Source organism: Streptomyces sp. NPDC048288 (genome assembly GCF_043201555.1).
Taxonomy (GTDB): domain Bacteria; phylum Actinomycetota; class Actinomycetes; order Streptomycetales; family Streptomycetaceae; genus Streptomyces.
Map to the genome: position 1 here is coordinate 349,591 of NZ_JBICZD010000010.1, position 24,344 is coordinate 373,934.

At 71.8% G+C, this 24,344-nt stretch carries 24 protein-coding genes; 10 read left to right on the forward strand and 14 right to left on the reverse strand.

Annotated elements, in window-relative coordinates; genetic code table 11:
- Positions 1 to 92: 92 nt before the first annotated feature.
- The 3 genes from ACGFZS_RS33780 to ACGFZS_RS33790 form a co-directional block, all read right to left on the reverse strand.
- Entirely contained in the window at positions 93 to 950 is an 858-nt protein-coding gene (locus tag ACGFZS_RS33780) for an alpha/beta fold hydrolase (protein ID WP_393798276.1), read from the reverse strand.
- Complete coding sequence (locus ACGFZS_RS33785) at positions 934 to 1,200, reverse strand: acyl carrier protein (RefSeq protein WP_393798277.1); 267 nt, start codon at positions 1,198 to 1,200, stop codon at positions 934 to 936. Before ACGFZS_RS33785 ends, ACGFZS_RS33780 begins: the two co-directional genes overlap by 17 nt.
- Before the next feature lie 378 nt (positions 1,201 to 1,578).
- The gene (locus ACGFZS_RS33790) at positions 1,579 to 2,475 is read right to left on the reverse strand and encodes an AraC family transcriptional regulator (RefSeq protein ID WP_393798278.1); all 897 of its coding nucleotides are present in this window, start codon (positions 2,473 to 2,475) and stop codon (positions 1,579 to 1,581) included.
- A 135-nt stretch (positions 2,476 to 2,610) separates the two neighbouring features.
- On the opposite strand from ACGFZS_RS33790, the gene ACGFZS_RS33795 reads away from it, so the two are divergent.
- Positions 2,611 to 3,402, forward strand: coding sequence for an IclR family transcriptional regulator (locus ACGFZS_RS33795; RefSeq protein ID WP_393658064.1), 792 nt, complete (start codon positions 2,611 to 2,613; stop codon positions 3,400 to 3,402).
- Between the two features lie 52 nt (positions 3,403 to 3,454).
- On the opposite strand, the gene ACGFZS_RS33800 is transcribed toward ACGFZS_RS33795, so the two are convergent.
- Positions 3,455 to 3,847 (reverse strand): SCO5389 family protein, encoded by a 393-nt coding sequence (locus tag ACGFZS_RS33800; RefSeq protein WP_393798279.1) that lies wholly within the window; start codon positions 3,845 to 3,847, stop codon positions 3,455 to 3,457.
- Between the two features lie 60 nt (positions 3,848 to 3,907).
- Positions 3,908 to 4,867, reverse strand: a complete 960-nt coding sequence (locus tag ACGFZS_RS33805) for an ATP-binding protein (protein WP_393798280.1) — start codon at positions 4,865 to 4,867, stop codon at positions 3,908 to 3,910.
- Positions 4,868 to 5,067: 200 nt separating this feature from the next.
- Here ACGFZS_RS33805 and ACGFZS_RS33810 point away from each other — a divergent pair, with 200 nt between their 5' ends.
- From ACGFZS_RS33810 to ACGFZS_RS33820, 3 genes are read left to right on the forward strand one after another with little or no spacing between them, the layout of a single operon-like run.
- Complete coding sequence (locus tag ACGFZS_RS33810) at positions 5,068 to 6,543, forward strand: purine-cytosine permease family protein (RefSeq protein WP_393798281.1); 1,476 nt, start codon at positions 5,068 to 5,070, stop codon at positions 6,541 to 6,543.
- On the forward strand, positions 6,540 to 7,106 hold the full coding sequence (locus ACGFZS_RS33815) for a cysteine hydrolase family protein (protein ID WP_393798282.1): 567 nt from the start codon (positions 6,540 to 6,542) through the stop codon (positions 7,104 to 7,106). The genes ACGFZS_RS33810 and ACGFZS_RS33815 overlap by 4 nt, the downstream gene beginning before the upstream one ends.
- A complete protein-coding gene (locus tag ACGFZS_RS33820) occupies positions 7,103 to 7,813 on the forward strand; it encodes a Type 1 glutamine amidotransferase-like domain-containing protein (protein ID WP_393798283.1) in 711 nt (236 codons plus the stop codon). The genes ACGFZS_RS33815 and ACGFZS_RS33820 overlap by 4 nt, the downstream gene beginning before the upstream one ends.
- Before the next feature lie 7 nt (positions 7,814 to 7,820).
- Here the strand turns inward: ACGFZS_RS33820 and ACGFZS_RS33825 are convergent, their stop codons facing one another.
- The gene (locus ACGFZS_RS33825; RefSeq protein ID WP_393798284.1) at positions 7,821 to 9,236 is read right to left on the reverse strand and encodes a family 2B encapsulin nanocompartment shell protein; all 1,416 of its coding nucleotides are present in this window, start codon (positions 9,234 to 9,236) and stop codon (positions 7,821 to 7,823) included.
- Positions 9,237 to 9,573: 337 nt separating this feature from the next.
- Here ACGFZS_RS33825 and ACGFZS_RS33830 point away from each other — a divergent pair, with 337 nt between their 5' ends.
- The 3 genes from ACGFZS_RS33830 (at position 9,574) to pqqB (ending at position 12,091) form a co-directional block, all read left to right on the forward strand.
- On the forward strand, positions 9,574 to 9,975 hold the full coding sequence (locus ACGFZS_RS33830) for an SseB family protein (protein WP_355711567.1): 402 nt from the start codon (positions 9,574 to 9,576) through the stop codon (positions 9,973 to 9,975).
- A 50-nt stretch (positions 9,976 to 10,025) separates the two neighbouring features.
- A complete protein-coding gene (locus ACGFZS_RS33835) occupies positions 10,026 to 11,138 on the forward strand; it encodes a hypothetical protein (RefSeq protein WP_393798285.1) in 1,113 nt (370 codons plus the stop codon).
- A 62-nt stretch (positions 11,139 to 11,200) separates the two neighbouring features.
- Positions 11,201 to 12,091 (forward strand): pyrroloquinoline quinone biosynthesis protein PqqB, encoded by an 891-nt coding sequence (gene pqqB, locus ACGFZS_RS33840; protein WP_393798286.1) that lies wholly within the window; start codon positions 11,201 to 11,203, stop codon positions 12,089 to 12,091.
- 40 nt (positions 12,092 to 12,131) lie between these two features.
- On the opposite strand, the gene ACGFZS_RS33845 is transcribed toward pqqB, so the two are convergent.
- The 4 genes from ACGFZS_RS33845 to ACGFZS_RS33860 all read right to left on the reverse strand — a co-directional run bounded on the left by ACGFZS_RS33845 (position 12,132) and on the right by ACGFZS_RS33860 (position 16,130).
- Entirely contained in the window at positions 12,132 to 12,530 is a 399-nt protein-coding gene (locus ACGFZS_RS33845; protein WP_393798287.1) for a MarR family winged helix-turn-helix transcriptional regulator, read from the reverse strand.
- A gap of 84 nt (positions 12,531 to 12,614) precedes the next feature.
- On the reverse strand, positions 12,615 to 12,965 hold the full coding sequence (locus ACGFZS_RS33850) for a VOC family protein (RefSeq protein WP_393798288.1): 351 nt from the start codon (positions 12,963 to 12,965) through the stop codon (positions 12,615 to 12,617).
- A gap of 148 nt (positions 12,966 to 13,113) precedes the next feature.
- Positions 13,114 to 15,426 (reverse strand): FtsX-like permease family protein, encoded by a 2,313-nt coding sequence (locus ACGFZS_RS33855; RefSeq protein ID WP_393798289.1) that lies wholly within the window; start codon positions 15,424 to 15,426, stop codon positions 13,114 to 13,116.
- A complete protein-coding gene (locus ACGFZS_RS33860; protein ID WP_393798290.1) occupies positions 15,423 to 16,130 on the reverse strand; it encodes an ABC transporter ATP-binding protein in 708 nt (235 codons plus the stop codon). Before ACGFZS_RS33860 ends, ACGFZS_RS33855 begins: the two co-directional genes overlap by 4 nt.
- A 139-nt stretch (positions 16,131 to 16,269) precedes the next feature.
- On the opposite strand from ACGFZS_RS33860, the gene ACGFZS_RS33865 reads away from it, so the two are divergent.
- Entirely contained in the window at positions 16,270 to 17,109 is an 840-nt protein-coding gene (locus ACGFZS_RS33865) for a sensor histidine kinase (protein ID WP_393798291.1), read from the forward strand.
- A complete protein-coding gene (locus ACGFZS_RS33870; protein WP_393798292.1) occupies positions 17,106 to 17,783 on the forward strand; it encodes a response regulator in 678 nt (225 codons plus the stop codon). The genes ACGFZS_RS33865 and ACGFZS_RS33870 overlap by 4 nt, the downstream gene beginning before the upstream one ends.
- A 56-nt stretch (positions 17,784 to 17,839) precedes the next feature.
- Here ACGFZS_RS33870 and ACGFZS_RS33875 read toward each other — a convergent pair whose 3' ends face one another.
- From ACGFZS_RS33875 to ACGFZS_RS33890, 4 genes are read right to left on the reverse strand one after another with little or no spacing between them, the layout of a single operon-like run.
- Positions 17,840 to 18,874 carry a LacI family DNA-binding transcriptional regulator gene (locus ACGFZS_RS33875; protein ID WP_393798293.1) on the reverse strand — a complete coding sequence of 345 codons (1,035 nt, stop codon included), beginning with the start codon at positions 18,872 to 18,874 and terminating at the stop codon, positions 17,840 to 17,842.
- A complete protein-coding gene (locus ACGFZS_RS33880; protein WP_393798294.1) occupies positions 18,871 to 19,776 on the reverse strand; it encodes a carbohydrate ABC transporter permease in 906 nt (301 codons plus the stop codon). Before ACGFZS_RS33880 ends, ACGFZS_RS33875 begins: the two co-directional genes overlap by 4 nt.
- A complete protein-coding gene (locus tag ACGFZS_RS33885) occupies positions 19,773 to 20,711 on the reverse strand; it encodes a carbohydrate ABC transporter permease (protein WP_393798295.1) in 939 nt (312 codons plus the stop codon). Before ACGFZS_RS33885 ends, ACGFZS_RS33880 begins: the two co-directional genes overlap by 4 nt.
- Positions 20,708 to 22,024 (reverse strand): ABC transporter substrate-binding protein, encoded by a 1,317-nt coding sequence (locus ACGFZS_RS33890; RefSeq protein WP_393798296.1) that lies wholly within the window; start codon positions 22,022 to 22,024, stop codon positions 20,708 to 20,710. Before ACGFZS_RS33890 ends, ACGFZS_RS33885 begins: the two co-directional genes overlap by 4 nt.
- A gap of 245 nt (positions 22,025 to 22,269) precedes the next feature.
- Here ACGFZS_RS33890 and ACGFZS_RS33895 point away from each other — a divergent pair, with 245 nt between their 5' ends.
- The gene (locus tag ACGFZS_RS33895) at positions 22,270 to 24,291 is read left to right on the forward strand and encodes a beta-galactosidase (RefSeq protein ID WP_393798297.1); all 2,022 of its coding nucleotides are present in this window, start codon (positions 22,270 to 22,272) and stop codon (positions 24,289 to 24,291) included.
- Positions 24,292 to 24,344 lie beyond the last annotated feature (53 nt).

Here is a 24,344-nt window from a genome sequence, read left to right on the forward strand (position 1 = left end):
TCTTGGTCGGACGGGGCCTGGACAGCCCGGGTCGGTACGGGGGCCCTGGGGGTGACACGCGCAAGGGAGAAAGGGGGTGCTGGGAAAGGGAGTTACGCGGCGTGCAGCAACGGTGCGAGCACGGCGAGGGCGTCGGGGCGGGACAGCATCGTGTAGTGGTCGCCCGGACAGGGGCGCACGGTCAGCCCGTGCGGGGCGAGCGACTCCCAGCCGAGGGAGGCGTCCTCGGGGAGCAGTCCGCGCTCGGCCTTGACCAGCAGCACCGGGAGCGGCGCGGGTTCGGGCCGGTACGGCGCGGTCAGCCGGTTGTTGCGCAGCAGCCCGTCGACGTAGGTGTCGTAGAGCTTGCGCAGCCCCGGCAGCGGGGTGTCCGCGGCCAGCGCCCCGGCGGCCACGGCCGCGTCGAGCACCAGGGGGAGCCCCTCGTCGGTGGAGCGGCCGGCGAGCGCCGACGCGTCGACCGCGACGTCGCGGTCCCGCTTCGCGCCCAGGTACATGGCGAACCAGCCCAGCAGCAGGGCGGGTTCGAGCGCGTCGTCGGGCTGCTTGTACGCGTCGACCGGCGCGATGCTGTCCAGCAGGACCAGGGACCGCGGAAGCCGGTCCGCGGGCAGCGTGCGGGTCATGGCGAGGGCGAGCACCCCGCCGAAGGACCAGCCCGCCAGGGTGTACGGGCCCCGCTCCGGCTCCAGACGCGCGGCCAGGCCGTCGGCCAGGGCCCGCACGGTGGTCTCGGCCCGGCCGCCGTTGAGCGCCGCCCCGGCGTACTCGGGCACGCCCGACAGGTCGAGCACGGTCAGCCCGTCGTCCTGGGGCAGCGCCTCGGCGAGCCCCCGGTAGACCTGGGCCGCGAGCGCGCCGGGGTGCACCACGTACACCGTCCGCCCGCCGGGCGCGGCCGGCCGGAACGGGCGGACGACCGGCGGTGTCAGCTCACGCGGCGGTCGCACGCTGGGAGCTCTCCTCCGCGATATAGGCGGCCAGGTCCTTGATGGTCGGGTGGTACCAGAGCGTCGTGGTGCTCAGCTCGAAACCGAGCCAGTTCTCCATCTCGCCGGCGAGGATGAGCGCCTCGGTGGAGTCGAGGTCCAGTTCGTCGAAGTACACCTCGCGGGAGACCTCGGTGTCTGCCACGCCCAGGCGGTGTGCGATCTTCCCGATGAGCCAGTCCTCGGCCTCACGAGCGGTCACTGCGGCCATGATGGTCGTCCTTCCCTGAGAGCGGTGGGGCGCGCGGGCGATCGGCGCACGTCTGCCGTAGACGGCCGTAAAACCCGCGGAATCATGAGGACGTGTCACGTTTGTCGGAGCGACTTCTGGCGCGTTGAATTACCTGTCAGTATGCTTTCGTTGCTCCGGTTCACGATCGATGACACGTACAGGTGGCGGGCTACGGGCCCGCGAGTCCGGCGTGGACTCCGGAGTGGCCGCCCGAAGCACGCAGGCCACAGTCTTGCCAGTTTCCGGAATCTTGAACAACAGCTCTTCCAGAGAGTGGAAAGAAATCCGGGTGTCCGGGCGTGGACCTGTGTGCGGATTAAGCGTCCGGAAGGTGAAATGCCGCTTAGCGGTGCCCTTTTACGGCTGGTTCCGTGCCTTTGCCTCACGGCGGAAGACACCCGGTGACATGGTGACCCGTCGGGTGAAGAACTTCCCGAAGTTGGTCACCTCCGAGAAGCCGAGCTGCCGGGCGATGGCGCTGATCGGCAGATCCGTGTGGACCAGGAGCCGACGGGCCTCCAGCGCGACCCGGGCGTCGATCAGGTCCTTGGTGGAGCTGCCGGTGAAGGCGCGGCAGGCCCGGGCGAGGGCGCGGGGGCTGCAGTTCAGGGCCTCCGCGTAGTCCTCGACCAGCCGGGTGGAGCCGTAGGAGCGGTCCAGTTCGCGGCGGAACCGCATGAAGAGCTCGCCGGCCTCCCCGCTCGGGGCGCCGTCCTCGCCGTCCGTGTGGCGGTGCCGGCACACCTGGTCGACATGGAGCAGGACGACGGCCAGCAGATGCTTCAGCAACTCCTCGCCGAGGCCCCGGTCGGGCCGTTCGAACTCCTCCTGAAGGAGACTCAGAACACGTCGGAACGGCGGGAGTTCATGCTCGGTGAGCACCCAGTGCGAGGGGCGCAGCACATCGTCGAGCAGACCCATCCGGGGGCCCATCTGGAGTGGGAACGACTCGGTGAACATGATGAGGTCGCCGTCCAGCCCGGGGTCGCGGAAGGCCTGCACCACCTGATTGGGCCGGGTCCACAGCAGCGTGCCCGGGCCGCAGGGGAAGCGGGTGGAGTCCACGCTGTACGCCCCTGATCCCTCGGTGACCAGCAGGATCTGGTGGAAGTCCAGCCGGTGCGGGCGGGCGAGCAGCTCCGGGGGAGCCTCGGCGTGCAGGGCCCGCACGGTCGTCATCGCGATACCGAGCCCCGGACGGCAGATGGGGGTGTACGGGATGACGGGGATCGGTAACGATGCGAAATCGACCATGAACGTTCCGGAATCGACCTTTCGCTGGCCACTTGACGCTTCAATGATAGAGGCGGCCGCCCGATGTCAGATCACCCTGGTGCACGCACCCGTCCACAAGCACCCCTGACGTGAAGGTGAAGGGAACTGATCGGGATGACCACTCCCCACTCCGCCGTTCCGGAGCGCTCGGTCGTCGACCGGACGCTCAGCATCCTCGGCGCCTTCGACAAGGACAACCGGACCCTGTCGCTCAGCGACATCAGCCGCCGGGCCGGGCTGCCCGTCGCCACCGTTCACCGCATCGTCAACAAGCTCCACCTCTGGGGCGCCCTCGAACGGTCCACCGACGGCGCGTACAACATCGGACTGCGCCTGTGGGAGACGGGCGCCCTGGCGCCGCGCTCGGCCACCCTGGCCGAGCTGGCGCTCCCGCATCTGGTGACCCTGCAGGGGCAGTGCTCGGCCGCCGCCATCCTCGCGATCCGGGACGGGGACGAGGGCGTCTGCCTCGGTTTCGTCTCCGGCGACCCGGAGTTCTCCGGCCGCTGGGGCGACACCGCGCGGCGCCTGCCGCTGCACGCCACCGCGGTCGGCCTCGTCCTCCTCGCCCACGCGAGCGAAGCCGTGCGCAAGCAGGTGTGCGCGGGTCCGCTCAAGTCCTACGGGCCGAACACCGTCACCGACGGCGCCGTGCTGGAGCGCTGCCTGGTGAAGGTCCGCCGGGAGGGGCACGCCGTCGTGCGGGACACGCTCACCGAGGAACGCGGCGGCTTCGGGATGCCGGTGCGGGACGCCCGCGGGGCCGTGGTGGCCGCTCTGGGCGTGTTCGGTTCGGCCGAGGCCATCCAGCCGCTCAGACTGGCCCCGCAGGTCCGGGCGGCGGCCGACGCCGTGTCCCGGAGCCTGCGGGCCGACGGACTGCGCCTGAGCGAGGTCGGCGCGTGACCGGGTGAACCCTGCTGCCGGGCGGTCCTCGTGGAGCCGCCCGGCGGCCGGCTCAGCAGTCGCGGAACTCCGGTGACTGGTTGAGGATCTGCGAGCGCGCCGAGGTGAAGCGGGTGTGCGTCTCCCCGCCCCGCGCCCCGGACGGGAACACCGCGACCCGGTGGCAGTTCTGGAAGGCGAGGGCGACTCCGAAGTGCCGTTCCAGACTGCCCCGGATCGCGTCGGAGGACAGCGCCCGCAGCAGCTGCCCGCGCTCCCGCTCCGAGGGCGGCGGGGTCTGGTTGTCGGCGAACTCGGCTGTCCCGCCCCGCAGTTCGGTGGTCAGCCGGGCGATGAGGTCGTACGCGTACGGCAGGGACGTACGGACGGTTTCCACGAAGTCCTCTTCCCGCACCGAGCTGTTCTCGGCTTCGGCGAGCAACTGCGGGGAGACGTCGAGCGACATGGGGCGATGGCCCTTTCTCATGGGGGGTGTTCAGACGAGGTCTGTAGAAGGGGTTCGGATTCAGGCGTAGGCGGGCAGCGCCGCGGGCCCGTGCCGGAACTCCGGGTCGACCTGGTCGGCCAGGTTCTGGCCGGTGGCGGCGTCGGCCCAGGCGGTGGCGTTGCGCAGATGGAACTCCACGGCGTGCCGCTGGAAGACGTCCCAGTCCTTGCCGCGCGCGTCCACGGCGGCCCGCAGCCGGTCCAGGGCCCGGGAGTTGTCCGGCTCCAGCGCGCCGCCCGCGCGGCCCTGCTCCTGGGCGCGGACGTGCGACGACAGCCCGCAGTGGGCCAGCAGGTCGTCGCCGACCCGCTCGCGCAGGAAGGCGAGGTCGTCCGCGCCGGTCACCTTGTTGCCGACCACGGCGACCGGGATCCCGAACTCGGCCGCGTGGTCCCGGTACTGGCGGTACACGGACAGGCTCTTACGGGTCGGCTCGACCACCAGGAACGTCATGTCGAAGCGGGTGAACAGACCGGAGGCGAAGGCGTCGGCGCCCGCCGTCATGTCGACGACCACGTACTCGCCCGGCCCGTCCACCAGATGGTTGAGATACAGCTCCACCGCGCCCAGCTTGGAGTGGTAGCAGGACACCCCGAGGTCGCTCTCGGCGAACGCCCCGGTGACCATCACCGGCACCCCGCCGACCTCCTGGACGTGGTGGGAGTGCACCTCGTCCTCGCCCAGCAGGCGCAGCAGCCGTGAGCCGCGTCCGGGCGGGGTCGTCTTGACCATGGCCTCCCGGGACGCGATCCGCGGGTTGGTGCCGCGCAGGTAGTCCTTGATCTCGCCGGTCCGCGCACTCAGCGGCGGCGCGCCGAACGCTTCGTCCTCGTCGAGGCCGAGGGCGTGGGCCAGGTGCTGGTTGATGTCGCCGTCGATCGCGACGACCGGCGCGCCGGAGAGCGCCAGATGCCGGGTGAACAGGGCCGACAGGGTGGTCTTGCCGCTGCCGCCCTTCCCGACGAAGGCCACGCGCATCGCTAGCCGCTCCTCCTGTTGAAAATGGATTTCATGACCATAGGTTGGTGCGGGGCCCCGGCCGTGTCAAATCGAAGTGGGCCAATCGGGTTGCCCGCTCCCACAGTTGACGGACCCCGCCGCCGCCTGATCAATTACCTTGACCCCCGAGATCGGCCGACCTAGCCTCCAGCCAACACACCTGGACGGATGGGCCGACGATGGCGGACACACGGGAACCCGGCAGACAGCTCCAGGTCGAGACCCACGGGCTCGACGTGATCGGCGACGCCGACCGCAAAGGCACCCCGCGCACCCTGTTCTGGCCGTGGTTCGGCGCGAATGTCTCCGTCCTGGGTCTGAGCTACGGCGCCTTCGCGCTCGGCTTCGGTATCTCCTTCTGGCAGGCGCTGGCGGCCGGAGTCCTCGGCATCCTCGCCTCCTTCCTGCTCTGCGGCTTCATCGCGGTCGCCGGAAAACGCGGCTCGGCGCCCACGATGGTGCTCAGCCGCGCCGCCTACGGAGTGCGCGGCAACCGGCTGCCCTCGGTCGTCTCCTGGGTGCTCACCGTCGGCTGGGAGACCGTCCTCATCGCCCTCGCCACCATGGCCACGGCGACCGTCTTCACCCGGCTCGGCTGGGGCGGCGGCACCGAGACCGAGGTGGTCGCCCTGATGGTCGTCTGCGCCCTGACCGTGGTCGGCGGGGTGATGGGCTTCGACCTGATCATGCGGCTGCAGACCGTGATCACGGTGATCACCGGCGTGCTCACGATCGTCTACGTCGTCCTGGTCGCCGACCACATCCACTGGGCCACCGTCAGCGCCGTCCCGGCCGGCTCCGCCCAGGAGTTCATCGGCGCGCTGGTGTTCATGATGACCGGCTTCGGCCTCGGCTGGGTCAACGCGGCCGCCGACTACTCCCGCTACCTGCCCCGGACCTCCGCCGGCAGAGGAGTGATCGGCTGGACCACCTTCGGCGGCTCCGTCGCCCCGCTCCTCCTGCTGCTCTTCGGCCTCCTGCTCGCGGGCTCCTCCCCGGCCCTGGACAAGGCGATCGCCGCCGACCCCATCGGCGCGCTGACCACCATCCTCCCCACCTGGTTCCTGGTCCCCTTCGCCGTCGTCGCCGTCCTCGGCCTGGTGGGCGGCGCGGTCCTGGACATCTACTCCTCCGGCCTCGCCCTGCTCTCCGCCGGCCTGCCCGTGCCCCGCTACCTGGCCGCCCTGGTCGACGGCGTCCTGATGATCGCCGGCTCGGTCTACATCGTCTTCTTCGCCGACGACTTCCTCGGCCAGTTCATGGGCTTCCTCACCACCCTCGGCGTGCCCATCGCCGCCTGGTGCGGCGTCATGCTCGCCGACCTGGCGCAGCGCCGCCGCGACTACGACGAGGCGGACCTCTACCGCCCCGCCGGCCGCTACGGCGACGTACCGCTCCCGCCGCTGCTCCTCACCCTCGCCGCCACCGCGCTCGGCTGGGGCCTGGTCACCAACACCGCCGCGAGCTGGCTGACCTGGCAGGGCTATCTGCTCGGCCCGCTCGGCCTCGGCGGCAAGTCCGGCGCCTGGGCGTACGCCAACCTGGGCGTCCTGGCCGCCCTGGCGCTCGGCTTCCTCGGCACCCTGGCCCTGGCCCGCGGCCGGGTCCGCGCCCAGGAGGCCGAGCCCGCGAGCGCACCGATGACAGCCGTATGACCGCCCCGCCCGCCCCGCCCGGCCTGCTGGCCGTCATCGACATGCAGCACGTCTTCGCCGAGCCCGGCGGCCCCTGGGCCGCCCCGCGCTACGCACAGGCGGCGGCGGGCGTACGACGCCTGCTCCCGGCCTTCGCGCACCGCACCGTCTTCACCCGCTTCGTCGCCCCCGGGCACCCCACCGGCGCCTGGCAGGCCTACTACGAGCAGTGGCCCTTCGCGCTCCAGCCCCCGGACGCCGAACTCTGGCGCCTCACCGACGACTTCGCCCAGCGGGCCGAAGTCGTCCTGGACGCCCCCACGTTCGGCAAGTGGACCCCCGAACTCGCCGCCCTCGCCACTCCACACGGCCGACTGGTCCTCACCGGCGTCAGCACCGACTGCTGCGTCCTGTCCACCGCCCTCCCGGCGGCCGACGCCGGCATCGAGGTCGTGGTCGTCGCCGACGCCTGCGCGGGAGCGGACGACGACTCCCACGCGAAGGCGCTGCACCTGATGGACCTGTACCGCCCGTTGATCCGGGTGACGACGGTCGCCGCACTCCTCGGCGAGCCGGACGCATGACCGGCCGGCTGGTCCTGCTCGGCGGCGGTTTCTCCACGGACGACGACGGCCTCCTCGACGACTGGACCCTCGCCCACGCCCGCGTCCGCCGCCCCCGCGTCTGCTTCCTGCCCACCGCCAGCGGCGACGCCGAGGCCTACGTCGAGCGGTTCCTCGCCCTCTTCGGCCCGCGCACCGACTGCGAACCGTCCGTACTGCCCCTGTTCCGCAGAGAGCTGGACGACTCCGCGCTCCGCGACCACCTGCTGGCCCAGGACGTCGTGTACGCCGGCGGCGGCAACACCGCCAATCTGCTCGCCGTCTGGCGCGCGCACGGCGTGGACCTGCTGCTGCGCGAGGCCTACGCGGGCGGGACCCTGCTGTGCGGCATCAGCGCGGGCGCCAACTGCTGGGCCGAGGGCTCGCACACCGACTCCTTCGGACCGCTGACCCACCTGCCCGACGGACTCGGGCTGCTGCCCGGCTCCGTCTGCCCGCACTACGACAGCGAACCGGGCCGCCGGCCGTCCTACCGGCAGGCCGTGGCCCGGGGACGGCTGCCCGCCGGGTGGGCCCTGGACGACGGGGCGGCCGCGCTCTTCACCGACGGGGAGCTCACCGAGACGGTGAGCCGGGTGCCCGGCGCCCGCCTGTACCGGGTGTCGCCGGACGGCTCGGGCGGGGTCCGGGAGCGGCCCGAGCCGAGCCGGCTGCTCACCCAGGGGTGAACCGGCCTCAGTCCCGGCGCGACACCTCCACGTTCTCCAGCACGCCGAGGGCGTCCGGGACCAGGACGGCGGCCGAGTAGTAGGTGCTGACCAGGTAGGAGATGACCGCCTGCTCGTTGATGCCCATGAAACGGACGTTCAGGCCCGGCTCCACCTCGTCCGGCAGACCCGTCTGGAAGAGGCCGACCACGCCCTGGTTCTCCTCGCCGACACGCATCGCGATGATGGAGGAGGTGCGGGCCTGCGAGACCGGGATCTTGCCGCAGGGCAGCAGCGGGACACCGCGCCAGGCCGGCAGATGGTGCCCGTTGAAGTCCACACTGCCGAAGTACAGGCCGCGCTTGTTGCACTCCCGGCCGAACGCGGCGATCGCCCGCGGATGCGCGAACAGATGGGTCGTGTCGCGGCGCATGCCGAGCAGCTCGTCCAGGTCGTCCGGGGTCGGCGGACCCGAGTGGGTGGAGATCCGCTGGTCGTAGTCGGCGTTGTGGAGCAGCCCGAAGTCCCGGTTGTTGACCAGCTCGTGCTCCTGGCGCTCCCGCAACACCTGTACGGTGAGCCGGAGTTGCTGCTCGGTCTGGTTCATCGGCTGGTTGTAGAGGTCGGCCACCCGGGAGTGCACCCGCAACACGGTCTGGGCCACGCTCAGTTCGTACTCGCGCGGATCGAGCTCGTAGTCCACGAAGGTGTGCGGGATGTCCGGTTCGCCGACATGGCCCGCGCTCAGCGCGACCTCCGCCTCGCCGAAGGCGTTGGTGCCCCGGTGCCCGTCCAGACCCGCCAGTTCCACATGCGCCCGCAGATCGGCGTGGAGCCCCGCCACCTCCAGGTACGCGGTGTGCGGCAGCGCCAGCACGGTCGTGGCCGTCGCCGCGCGGGCCGTGAAGTCCCAGGCGCCGTCGGGGCCGGCGAGCACATGGCCGCCGAAGGCGTCGCCGTCCGCGAGGAGTCCGACGACCGCCTCGTCGCCGTACGGGCCCTCGCCGATCTGCTCCACCTTGCCGTGCGCGATCAGATACACATGGTCGGCGGGCCGCCCGGCCGACACGATCACCTGCCCCGGCGTGTACTCCCGCTGCTCGAACCGGGCCGCCAGCGCCTGCAGCGCGGTGCCGTCCTCGAACCCCCGCAGCAACGGCAGTTCGCCCAGCTCGGCGGGGACCACACCGACCTGCGACCCGGTCCGTACGAACGTCACCCGGCCGTCGCCGACCAGGTACGACAGCCGGCGGTTGACCCGGTACGTGCCGCCGGGCACGTCCACCCAGGGCAGGGTGCGGGTCAGCCACCGGGAGCTGATCTCCTGCATCTGGGGTTCGGACTTGGTCGTCGTCGTGAGGTTCCGCGCCGCGGCGGTACCGAGGCTCTGCTGCTCCCGCTCCTCGGCGTCCGCCGCGGGTGCCGTACCGGTCTCGACCGACATGACTTTCCTTCTCTCCTGTCGCACGGGTGACGGAACGCATGCGGACCGTCACCTTCCGCGGCTACCCCTACCCCGGGACACGCGCGGGGAGTGCCGCCCGGGGACGGAGCGCGAGGCACGTGCCAGCGGGAACTGCCTCCGCACCACCCCCCGTTCCGCCTCGGCCACCCGGTCGGGCGGTTTCCGGCCGGGGCACCGCCGCGACCGCCCCCGTAAGCCCCCGAAGGCCCTGGTGGTCCCGGCGCATGCCCCGGCCCGGACCGGGTACGCGTGCCGTGGCCGCCCGGCGCCCTGCCGGACCCCGCGGCCCGTACCACCACCTACCTGGGGATCTGCCATGGAGACACCCGCACACGACGACATTCCGACGCCGGCCCAGCGGGCGCTCGACACGCTGGCCGTGAACGCCGAGGACCGCACCGCCCTGGACACGCTCGCGCACAGCGACGTCCTGGTCCCGGTGCCGGACGACGCCGGGGAGGCCGCCGACCCCGCGATGATCGCGCTGCCCGTCCTGGAACGGTCCGACGGCGACCCCGTCGTCCCCGTGTTCACCTCGGAGGGGGAGCTGACCGGCCTGCTGCCGACGGTCTCCCGGTACCGGATCGTCCCGCTCGGCGCGCTCGCCTCGCAGTGGCCCGAGGAGAACCTCTCCCTCGCCATCGACGGCAGCTCGGCGCACGCCCTGACGCTCACCTCGGAGGGAGTGCGCACCCTGCTCGCCCGGCCGGCGGGCTGACCCGCGGTCTCCGGTCACCGCAAGGCCGCCGTGCGGGCCAGAATGGCGCCATGGAATGGATCTCCGGGGTGGCCGGAGGACTGGTACTGATCACGGTCCTGCGCAGCATCCTGCGCACCCTCGTGGTCCCCAGGGGCCTGTACTCCGTGCTGGTGTACCGGCTCTGGTCGACGCTGCGCCGGATGCTCTGCCTGGTCGCGCACCGGGGCGGCTACCACGCCATCGACCGGGCCCAGACCTGGCTCGCCCCGCTGATGCTGATCGGCATGCTCGCCGCCTGGCTGGGCGGGGCGTTCCTCGGCTTCGAGATGCTGCTGTACGCGTTCTCCCCGCTGTCCTGGAGCACCGCGTTCCGGGAGGCCGGCTCCAGCCTGTTCACCCTGGGCTTCGCCAGCGGCGCCCGGCTGCGGCTGTCCGCGCTGGACTTCGTGGCCGCCGCCACCGGCCCCGTCGTCATCGCCCTGCAGATCGCCTACCTGCCGACCCTGTACGCCGCGTACAACCGCCGCGAACTGGAGGTCACCCTCCTGCAGTCCCGGGCCGGCGAGCCCGCCTGGGGCCCGGAGATCCTCGCCCGGCAGTGGCTGGTCGACACCGAGACCGCGCTGCCCGAGCTGTACCGGTCCTGGGAGCGGCTGGCCGCGGACATGGGGGAGAGCCATGCCACCTACCCGGTGCTGCTGGCGTTCCGCTCGCCCCGCCCCTACCGCAGCTGGCTGGTCGGCCTGATCGCCGTCATGGACGCGGCCGCCATCCAGCTGGCGCTCGCCCCGCGCACCGCCCCGCCGGAGGCCCGGCTGGTGCTGCGCGCCGGCTTCACCGCACTGCGCGACATCGCCGCCTCCGTCCGGGCGGCCTACGACACCGACCCGGCCCCGGACACCCCCATCCAGCTGACCTACGAGGAGTTCGAGGCGGCCGTGGCCATGCTGGAGAAGACCGGCTTCCACGCCGAGCGCGCCACCGCGGACGCCTGGCCGCACTTCCACGGCTGGCGGGTCAACTACGAGGCCGTCGCCTACGACCTGTGCCGCCGCTGCGACGCCGTACCGGCGCTGTGGACCGGACCGCGCGACTTCGTGTCGGAGCCGATCCCGCCACGGCGCCCGGTGGACCGGCAGCCTCCCGAAGGACGGCCGGAAGTTCCCCCCACCCGCGGGTAGCGAGGGCCGTCCTGAGGGAAGATCCCAGCAGGGGCCGGGGAGAGCGAGAGGGGCGGATCGTCGTGAGGGTCGTCCTGCTGGGCACCGCCGCCGGCGGCGGTTTTCCGCAGTGGAACTGCGCCTGCGGGCTGTGCGCCGCCGCCCGGGACGGCAAGCTGCCCTCCCGCAGCCAGGAGTGCGTCGCCCTGACCGGCAACGGCCGGGACTGGTGGCTGCTGAACGCCTCCCCGGACATCCACGCCCAGCTCACCGCCACCGCCGCCCTGTGGCCGGGACCGGGCGCCCGGGACACCCCGCTGCGCGGAGTGCTGCTCACCGACGCCGAGGCCGACCACGTCACCGGCCTGACCGTGCTGCGCGGGGCGCCGGACCTCAAGGTCTACGCGGCACCGCCGGTCCTGACGGTCCTGGCCCCGGTCCGCGCCGCCCTCGACCGCTACGCCCCCTGGCAGTGGGCCGACAGCATGGCGGACGGCGGCTTCGTGCTGGCCGGCGGCCTGGTCGTCACCGCCCACCCGGTCGGCGCCAAGGCCCCCAAGTACGTCCCGGCCGCGCTCGCCGAGGCCGACGGCCGCTGGGTCACCGCCTACCGCATCGAGGACCTGGCCACCGGGGGAGTCCTGCTGTACGCCCCCTGCGTCGGCGCCTGGAGCGACGCCCTGGACGAGCTGTGCGCGGAGGCCGACTGCGTCCTGCTGGACGGCACCTTCTTCAGCGCCGACGAGATGGGCACGGCGGTCCGCTCGGGTCCCGGCCAGGCGGCCATGGGCCATCTCCCGGTCTCCGGCCCGCACGGCAGCCTGGCAGCGCTGGCCCGGCATCCCCGCACCCGCCGGATCTACACCCACCTCAACAACACGAACCCGCTGGTCGCCCCGGCCTCCCGGGCCCGCGCCCAGGTGGCGCGGGAAGGCGTCGAGGTCCCCCCGGACGGCATCGAGTTCCTGCTGTAGCCGGCCGTCAGCCGGCCGTCAGCCGGCCGTCAGCCGGCCGTCAGCCGACCGGACCCGCCAGCATCCGCTCCAGCGCGGCCCGCTGCAGCGGCCGTACCTCGGCGTGCAGGCCGCGCCCCTTCGCCGTCAGCGCCACCCACACGCCCCGCCGGTCCTCGACACAGACCGACCGCTCCACCAGGCCGTCCTTCTCCAGCCGCCCGATCAGGCGGGACAGCGCGCTCTGGCTCAGATGGACCCGTCCCACCAGGTTCTGCACCCGGCAGTGGTCCCCCTCGGCGGGCGACTCGGTGGCCAGCAGATCGAGGACCTCGAAATCGCTCGCACCCAGCCCGTAGGGATGCAGCACCCGGTCGATCTCGCACATCGTGCGCGCGTGCACCGACAGGATGTCCCGCCACTGGTCCTCGAGCCGGGCCTCGGCCGTCTTGACTGCCATACCCGCACCGTAGCACCGATCCAGCCAATCGTTGAGTGTGCAACTAGTGCGGGTGCAAGCAGTCCTGCGACGGCGGTACGACGCTCAGGCCACCGGGTCCTGGAGCAGCCCCACCATGTTGCCGTCGGCGTCCTTCACCGACGCGACCAGCCGCCCGTTGCCGACGTCCCGCGCGTCCTGCACCAGCTCCGCCCCGGCCGCCACCAGCGCCGCGAGCCGCTCCCGCAGATCCGTCACATGCCAGAACGGCGTCGGCCCCGTCAGCCCCTGCGCGTGCCCGTTCGGGTCCAGCCCGACATCCTGCCCGGCGGCCTTGTACCCGATGTAGTAAGGGGTGTCGGCATACGGCTCGACCCCCAGCAGCGCACCGAACACGGCCTTGGCCCGCTCCGCGTCCTTCACGGGGTAGATGATCGTCTGGATGCCTGCGCTCATGGCACGTTCTCCTTCTGCGACTTCTTACGACTTCTGCGATGCGTGGTCCGACGGGTTTCCCGCCGGTGGTCTCACGCTAGGCGGGGGAGGCCCACCGCGGCTTCTTCGATCCTGACCGCTTGCGGGCTCCCCTCCCGCGCCCCGCGTCTCACTCGTTGCGCAGCACCTCCGCCACGGTCAGCCGGGCCGCACGCCGGGCCGGCACCAAGGCCCCCACCACGGCGATCACCAGCCCCGCCGTGGCGAGCCCGGCCAGCCTCGGCACGTGCCAGACGTCCGTCATGTACGACGGCAGGCTGACGTCGATCCCCGCGGCCATGCGGGGGACGACCACTTCGTACGCGGCGATGCCCAGCGGGACGCCCAGGACCGACCCGGCCGCGCCGATCACCGCCATCGACGTCACCGTCATCACCGTCACCTGGCCCGGGGTCATGCCGATCGACTTGAGCATGCCGAGGTCGCGGCGTCGGTCGTGGGTGTTGAGCACGACCGTGTTGAACACGCCGAGCGAGGCGACCAGGGCCAGCATCAGGGTGAGGGCGGTCGTCGAGCCGATGACGGTCTCGGCGCCGCTGCTCGGGCCGTTCAGCTGGGTACTGAGCCCCTTGTCCACGGACCGGGCGGCCCGCGCGTACGCGGCCGGGTCGGCGCCCGCGCGCAGTTTCACGTGATAGGCCAGCGCCTCTCCGCCAGGGACCAGCGCGGTGAAGGTCGGCCAGGTGCCGACGACCACCCGGTCGTTCGACTGCATCAGCTCTCCGACCACGGTGACCGTCTCCTCGTGGCCGCTCCTGCGCAGCCGGAGGTGGTCGCCGACGCGCACCCCGTTGCGGCGCAGGAAGGCCGAGCCGACCACGACCTCGCCCCGGTGGCGCATCCAGTGGCCGCGGACGAGCACGTCGTCCAGGGGCAGGTCCGGCCCCCGTCTGCCCTCCAGGACGATCCGCCGGGTGGAACCCTCGATCCGCGCGTCCTCGTCCCCCCGGGCCGTCACCCGCGCCACTCCCGGCAACGAGCCCAGCTGCTTCCGGAGTTCACGGTCGCCGCCGGACGGCCGCACCTGTCCGCCGTGGACCTGGCCGTTCGCGTACACCGTGACGTCGTAGGCGTCCTTGCCCCCGTCCCCGAAAAGCGTCATCGTCGTGGCCAGACCCGACGCGAACGTCACCGTGGTCACCCCGAGGACCACCGCGGCCAGCGTGAGCGCGCTGCGTGCGGGCCGGGCGAACGGCAGCCCCGCCCCGAGGCTCACCGGCCGCGGCAACCGCAGCCCCGCGAGCCGGCGTTGGACACCGAGCGCCCGCCCGGCGCGCGGTGCGCTGCCCGCGCTGATCGCCCGCGCCGCGGACATCCGCCGGGCGCGCACGGACGGGCCGAGCGCCGCGAGCACGCAGAGCAGCGGCATGCCGGACAGGGCCAGCGCGTTCACCCAGGGCGCGATGCCCAGGCGTCCGAGCAGCGCGTCCGAGTCCGGCCCCGCGAACACGAACCGGAAGAACGGCCCGGCCAGCAGGTTGCCGACGAGCGTGCCGAGCGCACAGCCCAGCACGGCCGGTACGGAGACCATCACCAGATAGACGCCCAGCACCTGCCCCGGAGTGAACCCGAGCGCCTTGAGGATGCCGATGTGCCGGAACCCCGACACCACCGCACCGCCCACGACGTTGGCGACGATCAGCACCGCCACCAGGATGCCGAGCACGCCGAACGCCATCAGGTACGGGGCGAACGCGCGCGCGTTGCCGCCGATCCGGTCCCTGAGCGTCAGATAGTTCTGCGATCCGCTCAGCGAGCCCTCGGGCAGCCCCTCGGTCACCCGGGCCAGCCCGGCGCGCAGCGCGTCCTGCGAGGACGCGTCCCGGAACCGGTACAGCATCTGCGCGGCGTCCGGGTGCAGGGCCTCGATCTGGTCCGGGGCCACCCACACGTCCGCCGTGTCGCTCAGATCGAAGGCGAGTCCGACGATGGTGAGGGTCGGCCCGGACGACAGCCGGAATCTCTTGCCGATGTCGCCGCGGTTCCAGCCGGAGTGCCGGTTCAGGACCATCTCGCCCGGCCGGGCCGGCCACCGCCCCGCCCACAGGTCCACCCGGTCCACCGCGCCGCCCGGTCCGGTCCGGCCCACGACCGTGACCTCACTGTCGAGACCCAGGCCCGACATGCCGCGCGGAACGTCCACCGTCGCCTGCGGGAACGGCCCGGCCACCGCCTCGACCCCGGACTTCCGTGCGGTGTCCGTCAGTTGGGCGTCCGTCACCCTGCCCGAGGAGAACTCGGCGACCACGTGCGGCCCGTGCTGCTCCCCGAAGACCCGGTCGAACGGCGCCGACGCCGCGTCCAGCAGTCCCAGCGCGACCACGACCGACCCCGTCGACACCAGGGTGACCAGCCAGATCACCAGCGTCTGCAGCCTGCGGCGGCGCACCGCCGCCCGCGCGGCCTTCCACACCGCCCTCACGCCGGCGCCTCCAGGGTGTGTTCGGCGGTCACCCGTCCGTCGGTCAGTTCCACCGACCGGCTCGCACAGCGCTGTGCCAGATGTTCGTCGTGCGTGACGATGACCAGTGTCTGCCCGATCTGGTTGAGGTCGATCAGCAGGTCCATCACATGCTCCCCGGCCCGGCTGTCCAGCGCCCCCGTCGGCTCGTCCGCGAGCAGCAGCGCGGGCCGGTTCATCAGCGCCCGGGCCACGGCGACCCGTTGCCGCTCACCGCCGCTGAGCACCGCCGGATAGGCGTTGCGCCGGGCCGCGATGCCCAGTTCCTCGAACAGCTCCAGCGCCCGCCGCCGGGCCTGCCGGGCCGGTGAGCCCGTCAACTGGGCGGCCAGCGCCACGTTGTCCAGCGCCGACAGGTCGTCGACGAGATTGAAGAACTGGAAGATCATGCCGATCCGGCGCCGCCGGTACAGCGCGAGCCCCTTCTCGCTCAGATCGCCGACGTTCTCGCCGTGGACGACGACCGTGCCGTCGGACGGCCGGTCCAGACCGGCGATCATGTTGAGCAGCGTGGACTTCCCGCATCCCGAGGGCCCCATCACCGCTACCGCCTCCCCGGCCCGGATCTCCAGCGACACCCCGTCCAGGGCGACCGTCTCGCCATACTCCTTGCGCACCCCGTCGAGCCGTACGACGGGATCTCCCGTTCTCACCTCAGTGACCATGGACAGGACGCTAGAGGCAGAGCCGGGCACCGGACATCAGTCCCCGGACGGCACCTCGGAACCGGACTCATCCCGGGGATGCAGGCCGCTGAATCCACAGGTCGATGCGGATGTCGGTGCCGTCTGCGACAGTGGGGCCATGGGGGGACACGACGTGTTGGCGGCGGCGCTGGCGGTGGCCTGCGCCACCGTGGCACTGCTGACGGTGGCGCTGGCGCACGCCCGGCGCCGCTGGCAGACCGCCGTGGGGGAGCGCGGCTGGCTGCTGGAACGGGAGCGCGAGAGCGCCACCGAGGCCGCTGTCGCGGCCGAACGGGACCGGATCGCCCGCGAGTTGCACGACATCGTCAGCCACAACGTCAGCCTCATGGTGGTCCAGGCGAGCGCCGCCCGCGAGGTGCTCGGGACCATGCCCGACGAGGCCGCGACCGCCCTGCGGGCCGTCGAGGACGCCGGCCGGGGCGCGATGACCGATCTCAGACACCTGCTGGGACTGCTGGCACCTGCACAGAACGGAGACGACACCGTGGCGGCGGGAGCCGTTCCCGGCCCGGACCTGGCCCCACAGCCCGGTCTCGACCGGCTCGGCCGCCTGGTCGACCGGATATCGTTCGCCGGCCTGCCGGTCGAGGTCCGCCTCTCCGGTGAGCCCCGCCCACTGCCCCAGGGCATCGACGTGACCGCCTACCGCATCATCCAGGAGGCCCTCACCAACGCACTCCGGCACGGTGACGGCGGCAAGGCGGAGGTCACCGTGCGCTACGCCGAGCAAGCCCTGCGCGTCGAAGTCCTCAACACCGGCCCCAGCGTCCTCACCGGCACCGCGGTGCCCGCACCGAGGCCGTACCGCGCGGGCACCGGGCGCGGACTGATCGGTCTGCGCGAGCGGGTCGCCGTCTACGGCGGTGACCTGGACGCCAGGCGAAGACTCGGCGGCGGCTACCGCGTCCGCGCCCGGATCCCCCTGGACCGCCCATGACGGGCCAGGCACCCGAGGCGTCGCCCCGCGTCCTGATCGCCGACGACCAGACACTGATCCGCACCGGCTTCCGGCTGATCCTCACCGCCCGCGGCATCGAGGTGGCGGGCGAGGCCGCCGACGGCGTGGAGGCGGTCGCCCTGGCCCGGGACCGCAAGCCCGACGTCGTCCTCATGGACATCCGCATGCCCGCCATGGACGGCCTGGAGGCCACCCGGCGGATCCTCGCCGAGGCCCCCCACTGCCGGGTGCTGATACTGACCACGTTCGACCTGGACCGGTACGTCTACGAGGCGCTCGCCCTGGGTGCCAGCGGCTTCCTCCTCAAGGACGTCACCCCCGAGCACCTGGCCGCCGCCGTCCGCCTCGTCGGCACCGGCGACGCCCTGCTCGCCCCCCAGATCACCCGGCGCCTGGTCGAGCGGTACGCGGCGCAGCACCAGGACCCGCCCGTACCCGCCGACCTGGCCGCCCTCACACCCCGCGAACGGCAGGTCCTCACCCTGATGGGCCGTGGCCTCTCCAACACGGAACTGGCCGCCGAACTGACCTTGAGCGAAGCCACGGTCAAATCCCACGTGGCCCGCATCTTCGCCAAACTCAACCTGCGCGACCGCGCCCAGGCAGTGGTCCTCGCCTACGAGACGGGCCTGGTCAGACCCGGTGAACGATAGGCGCCCCGTGCCCTCGCAGCCGACGAACGACCCATCACGGCCCCCTCGGCGGAGCGTCACGCCGAGTCGCGTACCACCAGTTCCGTCGGCAGGATCACCGCAGCCGGGTCCTCGCCCCCGATCTGGGCGAGCAGCAAGCGCACCATCTCGGCGCTGATGCGGTCGTAGGGCTGGCGGATCGTGGTGAGGGCCGGGACGGCCTCCGTCGCCGCGACCGAGTCGTCGAAACCGCCGACAGCGATGTCATCCGGCACCCGGCGGCCCGCCCGGCGCAGCGCCGTCAGGGCGCCCTGCGCCATCAGGTCGGAGGCCACGAACAGGGCGTCCAGGTCGGGGGCGCCCGCCAGCAGCCGGTCGGCGCCCGCCTCGCCGCTGGCCCGGCTGTAGTCGCCGGAGGCGACCAGCCGCTCGTCGAACTCGACGCCCGCCTCCGTGAGCACCTCGCGGTAGCCGGCCAGGCGGTCGACACCGCCCGGGGTGTCCAGCGGGCCGGTGATCATGCCGATCCGGCGGCGGCCCGTGTCCAGCAGGTGCCGGACCATGTCCCGGGCGCCGTCCCGGTCGTCCGCCGCCACGTAACTCACCTTGGAGCCGGGCCCCATGGGCTTGCCGCACTGCACGAGCGGCACGCCCGCCTCGCGCAGCTCCTCGGCGACCCGGTCGCCGGAGTGGCTGGAGACCAGCAGCACCCCGTCGACGTGCCCGGCGGTGATGTACCGCGTGATCCGCCGCCGTTCGTCCTTCGTGCCCGCCAGCATCAGCAGCAGCGGGATGTCGTGCCCGGCCAGCGCCTGCGTGCAACCGCTGAGCAGCACATTGAAGTTGGGGTCCTCGAAGAACCGCTCCTGGGGCTCGGTCAGCAGGAAGCCGATGGAGTCCGAACGCCCGGTGATCAGCGACCGGGCGTGCCGGTTCACCACGTACCCGGTCCGGCGGATCGCGTCGTTGACCGCCTCCTGCGCGGCGGGGCTGACGTAGTGCCCGCCGTTGAGCACGCGCGAGACGGTCCCTCGTGAGACACCTGCCTCGCGCGCCACGTCGTGGATCGTCGGCGGTTTGCGCCGGCCCCCCGCATTGCTGCTCATGGTCATGACTTTACGGCCCCGGACAGCAGGTCAAGGCTCCAGAACCGTTGAATGACCAGGAAGAGCGCGATCAGCGGCAGCACGGCCAGGAAGGCGCCGGTGATCACCAGGGTGTACAGGGCCGGGGTGTTGGCGCCCTGCATCAGGAGCGTGTACAGACCGAGGGTGAGCGGGAACCGCTCGTCGTTGCTCAGCATGATGTACGGCAGCAGGAAGTTGTTCCAGATCGCCACGAACTGGAACAGGAACACCGTCACCATGCCGGGGATCATCATCGGCAGCGCGATCCGGGTGAAGATCCGCCACTCGCTCGCCCCGTCCATCCGCCCGGCCTCCACCACGTCGGTGGGAACGGCCGCGGCCGCGTAGATCCGCGAGAGGTAGACACCGTACGGGGCGAGGATCTGGGGGAGCAGCACGGACAGGTAGGAGTCCGTGAGGTTCGCCTTGGCCAGCAGCAGGTACTGCGGGATGGCCAGGATGACCGGGGGCATCAGGACGCCCGCGAGCAGCACGTTGAAGATCGCCTCGCGGCCCCGGAACCGGTAGGTGGCGAGGGCGTAGCCGCTGAACGCCGACACGCACGTCGAGACCAGGGCACCGAGGCCGGCGTACAGGCCGGAGTTGAGCATCCACTGCCAGTAGATGCCGTCCCGGTAGGCGCTGAGGTCCTTGAGGTTCTGGGTGAAGCCGGAGCCGGGCAGGAAGGTGAACGTGGAGAACAGCTCGCTGCCGGACTTGGTGGACGCGATCACCACCCAGGCCACCGGCAGCAGCGTGTAGACCGCGCCCAGCAGCAGGGTGATCGTCGGGATCAGGGCGACCCGGCGGCGCGGCGACGGACCCTTGGCCGTACCGGGTGTCGTACCGGCCGCCGGGGCGACCTTGTGGACGGCGACAGAACTCACTGCGCGGCTCCTTGACTGGCGTCCTGCCTGTTGCGGCGGTTCGCGGCCCGCAGGAACCCGAAGGACAACGCCAGCGTGGCGAGGGCGATCAGCGTCGCCTCGGCCGACGCCGAGTAGATGTCCCCCTTGGCGAAGGCGTCGACGTACACCTTCATCAGCGGACTCCAGGTCGTGCTGACCGAGTTGGTGAGGGGCTTGAGGGTCATCGGCTCGTTGAACACCTGGAGCGTGGCGATGATCGAGAAGAAGAAGGTCAGCACCAGTGAGGGCGCCACCATCGGGATCTTGATCCGCAGGGCGATCTGCAGCGGGGTGGCGCCGTCGAGCTTCGCCGCCTCGTGCACCTCGACCGGGATGGACCGCAGCGAGGTGTAGATGACGATCATGTTGAAGCCGGTGCCGCCCCAGACCGCGATGTTGGAGAGGGCCAGGTACAGCGGCCCGCCGTCCAGCAGGTCCGGCTGTGCCAGGTGCAGCTTCCCCAGCACGTAGTAGAAGGGGCTGACGTCCGGCAGGTACAGGAAGCCCCACAGCAGCGCGGCCACCACGCCGGGGATGGCGTACGGCAGGAAGATCGCGAGCCGGGTGAACGGGGCGAGGCGGACCCGCTCGGAGTCGAGCATCAGGGCGAACAGGAGGGCGAGGCCCAGCATCACCGGGACGACGATGCAGCCGTAGCCGAGGACGCGCAGCGCACCCTGGTAGAACTCGTTGTCGGTGAGGGCGTCGCGGTAGTTCTCCAGGCCGGCCCAGACCTCGCTGCGGGCGCCGGCGCCCAGGCCGAGGCCGGAGACGTGCACCTTGCGGAAGCTGAGCCAGAGCGCGTACCCGATGGGCAGCGCGAAGAACAGGGCGAAGAGGACGGTCGCGGGGAGAAGGAAGGCGTACGGGGCCCCCTTGACCCCGTACGACTTCCGGCCGGTGGGGCTGGTCACTGAGAGACCTCGAAGCCCTGCTTCTTCATGTCGGCGACCGTGGCGTCCTGCATGGTGTTCAGGGCGGTCACGAAGTCCGACTTGTTCTTCGCGGCGGTGCCGAAGGCGTCGTTGAAGGACGTGTAGGCGACGTTCACGTTCGGGCCCCAGGCGGAGGGCGCCGTGGTCTTCGCGATCTTGGCGGCCTCGGTGTAGAAGTCGGCCTGGTTCGAGAAGTACTCCGGCGGGTTGGAGAAGGCGCCGCTGAGCTGGGCCGAGCTGGACGCCGGGTAGATGCCGCTCTCCTTGGCGAGGGCGTTGAGCGCGTCGCCGTCGGTGTTCAGCCAGGCGGCGAACTTGGCGGCGGCCTCCTGGTGCTTGGAGTCGGTGGTGACGGCGGTGGAGGAGCCGCCCCAGCTGCCGGTGACGTCCTCGGACGCGGACCACTGGGGGAGCGGGGCCATGGCCCACTTGCCCTTGGTGTCCGGCGCCGCCGTGGTCAGGGTGCCGGGCGCCCACACGGCGGAGACCCAGGCGATCTGCTTGCCGGTGTTCAGCGCCTTGTTCCAGGCCGGGGTGTACATCGGCTGGTTGTCGATGGCGCCCTCCTTGACCAGGCCGCCCCAGAACTTGGCGACCTTCTGGGTGGCCGCGTCGTTGATGGCGACGTTCCACTTGTCGCCGGAGGTGGTCCACCACTTGGCGCCGGCCTGCTGGGCGAGGCCCGCGAAGAGACCGGAGTCGTTGGCGGAGAACGTGGTCAGGTCGGTGTCCGGCGCCTTCTTCTTCAGCGCGCGGGCGGTCGAGGCGAACTCGTCCCAGGTGGTGGGGACCGTCAGGCCGTACTTCTTGAAGAGGTCCGCGCGGTAGTAGAACATCATCGGGCCGATGTCCTGCGGCACCGCGTACACCGCGTCCGTGCCCAGTGTGACCTGCTGCCAGACGCCGTCGGCGAACTTGCTCTTCGCGTCACCGACGTTCTTCGATATGTCGGCCACGGCGTCGTTGCTGACCAGCGTCGGCAGTGCCTGGTACTCGGCCTGCACCAGGTCGGGGCCGTTCTTCGCCTTGTGCGCGGTGAGGATCTTGGTGACCAGCGTGTCGCCGGACGCCTGCTTCTTCACCGTGACGGTGATCTGGTCCTTCTTGCCCTCGCCCTTGTTCCACAGGTCCACGACCTTGTCCATACCGGGCGCCCAGGCCCAGTACGTCAGCGAGACCGGACCGGAGTCGGCCTTGCTGTCGTCGGACGAGCCGCAGGCGGCGAGGGCGGTGGCGCCGAGCGAGACGGCGACGACGGTTGTCACGAGGCGACGGCGCTTCGTGTGCGGCATGGATCTCTCCCCTGGCCTGGGTCCCCGCCCGTCGCGGGAACCTGCCGTGCGTATGTGTGAGCTTTCCAGACAGCACAGACCCGGATCATCGCCCGTCGCGAGTCCGTGTCATGCTCTGTGAGCGTTCACAGTAGAGAAACATCCCGGACACTTGTCAATGGTTGTTGCTGTGCGGTTATGTTGGGCTCACGCCACGATCGATGTGTGTGCACGTTCCCAAATGATCGATTAAACGGGAGAGATCCATGCCGGACACCACCCCCAGGGGCCTCACCAGGCTCGCCTTCGGCGGGGACTACAACCCCGAGCAGTGGCCGGAAAGTGTCTGGCACGAGGACGTCCGGCTGATGCGCGAGGCCGGGGTCACCATGGTGAGCGTCGGGATCTTCTCCTGGGCCCTGCTGGAGCCGGCGCCGGGGGAGTACGACTTCGACTGGCTCGACCGCGTGCTCGACCTGCTGCACGAGAACGGCATCCGCGTCGACCTGGGCACCCCCACCGTCGCGCCGCCCGCCTGGTTCTACCGCGCCCACCCCGAGGCGCTGCCGGTGACCGCGGAGGGCGTGCGCTACGAGTTCGGCTCGCGCGGCGCCATCTGCCACTCCAATGCCGAGTACCGCGCGGCCGCCGCGAACATCACCACCAGGCTGGCCGAGCGCTACGGCGACCACCCGGCGCTCGCCCTGTGGCACGTCCACAACGAGTACGGCGTCCCGGTCTCGGCCTGCTACTGCGACTCCTGCGCCGCCCACTTCCGCCGCTGGCTCGCGGACACGTACGGCACGGTCGACGGGGTCAACGAGGCCTGGGGCACGGCCTTCTGGGGCCAGCACTACACGGACCTGGCACAGATCAACCCGCCGCGCGCCACCCCCACGGTGGGCAACCCGGGCCAGGCCCTGGACTACAAGCGGTTCGCCGACGCCACCGTCCGCGAGAACTTCGTGGCCGAGCGGGACATCCTGCACCGCCTCTCGCCCGGCGTCCCGGTCACCACCAACTTCATGACCGCCCTCAGCCAGTGCGACTCCATGGACTACTGGGCCTGGGGCCGCGAGGTCGACCTGGTCACCAACGACCACTACCTGATCACCGACGGCCGCCGCACCCACGTCAACCTCGCGATGGCCGCCGACCTGACCCGCTCCGTCGCCGGCGGCGCCCCCTGGCTGCTCCTGGAGCACTCCACCTCGGGTGTCAACTGGCAGCCGCGCAATCCGGCCAAGGCGCCCGGCCAGATGGCCCGCAACTCCCTCGCGCACGTGGCCCGCGGCTCCGACGGCGCGATGTTCTTCCAGTGGCGCCAGTCCCGGCGCGGCGCCGAGAAGTTCCACTCCGCGATGCTGCCGCACGGCGGCACCGAGACCCGGGTGTGGCGCGAGGTCGTCGAACTGGGCGCGTCCCTCGACTCGCTGAGCCAGATCCGGGGCAGCCGCACCCGGGCCGACGTGGCCGTCCTGTGGGACTGGCAGTCCTGGTGGGCGCAGAACCTCCAGTGGCGCCCCAGCGAGGACCACGACCCGCGCGAGCGCGCCGACGCCTTCTACGAGGCCCTCTACGACCGCCACCTCACCGTCGACTTCGCCCATCCCGAAAGCGACTTGTCGGCCTATCCCCTTGTCGTCGTACCGGCCCTGTACCTGATGACGGAGGCGGCCGGGAACAACCTCCGGGAGTACGTCGAGAACGGCGGCACGCTCGTCGTCTCGTACTTCTCCGGCATCGTCGACGAGCACGACGCCGTGCACGAAGGCGCCTACCCCGGCCCCCTGCGCGACGTCCTCGGCCTGGACGTGGAGGAGTTCTCGCCGCTCCTGAAGGACGGACGGGTGCGCCTGACCGGCCCCGACGGCTCCGAGCTGACCGGCGACGTGTGGACCGAGTTCGTTCTCCCGCGCGGCGCCGAGACCGTCTGGACCTACGCCGACGGCCTCACCGCGGGACACCCGGCGGTCACCCGGCACCAGCTGGGGGAGGGCACCGCCTGGTACGTGTCGACCCGCCTCGACGCCCACGGCCTGGACGCGCTGCTCGGCTGGGCCGCCGAGGACGCCCGGATCGCGCCCCGCGCCGAACTGCCCCGCGATGTCGAGGTGGTCCGCCGCACCGGCGAGTCCGGCACCTTCCTGTTCGCGATCAACCACACCGCCACCGACGCCAAGGTGCCCCTGGAGGCGCACGGCACCGAACTGCTGACGGGCGAACGCGCCGCGGGCCGCCTCGCGGTCCCCGCGGGGACCGTCCGGGTCGTACGACTCGACGGCTGAGCACCGGCACCGGGCCCCGGCCCGCCGAGACTCCCCTCCGTCCGCGCGTGCCA

Excerpts from the sequence above, each read along its gene's own strand:
- ACGFZS_RS33790 (WP_393798278.1), bottom strand. The coding sequence starts at position 2,475 with ATGGTCGATTTCGCATCGTTACCGATCCCCGTCATCCCGTACACCCCC.
- ACGFZS_RS33825 (WP_393798284.1), bottom strand. The coding sequence starts at position 9,236 with ATGTCGGTCGAGACCGGTACGGCACCCGCGGCGGACGCCGAGGAGCGG.
- ACGFZS_RS33875 (WP_393798293.1), bottom strand. The coding sequence starts at position 18,874 with ATGACCATGAGCAGCAATGCGGGGGGCCGGCGCAAACCGCCGACGATC.
- ACGFZS_RS33850 (WP_393798288.1), bottom strand. The coding sequence starts at position 12,965 with ATGAGCGCAGGCATCCAGACGATCATCTACCCCGTGAAGGACGCGGAG.
- ACGFZS_RS33830 (WP_355711567.1), top strand. The coding sequence starts at position 9,574 with ATGGAGACACCCGCACACGACGACATTCCGACGCCGGCCCAGCGGGCG.
- ACGFZS_RS33890 (WP_393798296.1), bottom strand. The coding sequence starts at position 22,024 with ATGCCGCACACGAAGCGCCGTCGCCTCGTGACAACCGTCGTCGCCGTC.
- ACGFZS_RS33865 (WP_393798291.1), top strand. The coding sequence starts at position 16,270 with ATGGGGGGACACGACGTGTTGGCGGCGGCGCTGGCGGTGGCCTGCGCC.
- ACGFZS_RS33820 (WP_393798283.1), top strand. The coding sequence starts at position 7,103 with ATGACCGGCCGGCTGGTCCTGCTCGGCGGCGGTTTCTCCACGGACGAC.
- ACGFZS_RS33795 (WP_393658064.1), top strand. The coding sequence starts at position 2,611 with ATGACCACTCCCCACTCCGCCGTTCCGGAGCGCTCGGTCGTCGACCGG.
- ACGFZS_RS33845 (WP_393798287.1), bottom strand. The coding sequence starts at position 12,530 with ATGGCAGTCAAGACGGCCGAGGCCCGGCTCGAGGACCAGTGGCGGGAC.
- ACGFZS_RS33810 (WP_393798281.1), top strand. The coding sequence starts at position 5,068 with ATGGCGGACACACGGGAACCCGGCAGACAGCTCCAGGTCGAGACCCAC.
- ACGFZS_RS33805 (WP_393798280.1), bottom strand. The coding sequence starts at position 4,867 with ATGCGCGTGGCCTTCGTCGGGAAGGGCGGCAGCGGCAAGACCACCCTG.
- ACGFZS_RS33895 (WP_393798297.1), top strand. The coding sequence starts at position 22,270 with ATGCCGGACACCACCCCCAGGGGCCTCACCAGGCTCGCCTTCGGCGGG.
- ACGFZS_RS33800 (WP_393798279.1), bottom strand. The coding sequence starts at position 3,847 with ATGTCGCTCGACGTCTCCCCGCAGTTGCTCGCCGAAGCCGAGAACAGC.
- ACGFZS_RS33860 (WP_393798290.1), bottom strand. The coding sequence starts at position 16,130 with ATGGTCACTGAGGTGAGAACGGGAGATCCCGTCGTACGGCTCGACGGG.
- ACGFZS_RS33815 (WP_393798282.1), top strand. The coding sequence starts at position 6,540 with ATGACCGCCCCGCCCGCCCCGCCCGGCCTGCTGGCCGTCATCGACATG.
- ACGFZS_RS33785 (WP_393798277.1), bottom strand. The coding sequence starts at position 1,200 with ATGGCCGCAGTGACCGCTCGTGAGGCCGAGGACTGGCTCATCGGGAAG.
- ACGFZS_RS33870 (WP_393798292.1), top strand. The coding sequence starts at position 17,106 with ATGACGGGCCAGGCACCCGAGGCGTCGCCCCGCGTCCTGATCGCCGAC.
- ACGFZS_RS33835 (WP_393798285.1), top strand. The coding sequence starts at position 10,026 with ATGGAATGGATCTCCGGGGTGGCCGGAGGACTGGTACTGATCACGGTC.